Genomic DNA, 505 nt, shown 5'->3' on the forward strand with positions numbered 1-505 from the left:
CGGCAACGTCCTGACCAACGACGTGCAAGGCGCCGACCGTGTGCCGACAGGCCCGAGCGCCGGTCCAATAACTGCGGGAACCTTCACCGGGACTTACGGCACGCTGGTGCTCAACGCCAACGGCACTTACACCTACACCGTCAATCCGAATGACGCCGACTTCAAAGCCCTGCATGGCGGTGGCAACGGCACCGAAACCTTCACTTACACCATCACCGACTCGGACGGTGACACCAGCACCGCGAACCTCGTGCTGCAGATCCACAACAACGACGATCCTGTGGTTATCAGCGGCCTGGACGTAAACGGCGGCGAGCTGACGGTTTTCGAGAAAAACCTCAGCACCGGCAGTGCACCGGATGCTACGGCTTTGACTCAGAGCGGCACGTTCACCATCACTGCGCTGGACGGCGTAACGACGCTGACCGTGGGCGGTATTGCGGTCGTCACCAACGGTGTAGCCGCCGGTTTCCCGCAATCGGTCACTACGCCGCTGGGCAGCACC

Annotated in this window: 1 protein-coding gene; it reads left to right on the forward strand. The window is 62.0% G+C overall.

Translation table 11 applies throughout. The features are described from left to right. Nucleotides 1-505 (forward strand): VCBS domain-containing protein (locus ACKLNA_RS29140; RefSeq protein ID WP_408987849.1); only part of this gene is annotated, 505 nt, incomplete at both ends.

Source organism: Pseudomonas sp. UV AK001, assembly GCF_046097675.1.
GTDB lineage: Bacteria > Pseudomonadota > Gammaproteobacteria > Pseudomonadales > Pseudomonadaceae > Aquipseudomonas > Aquipseudomonas kribbensis.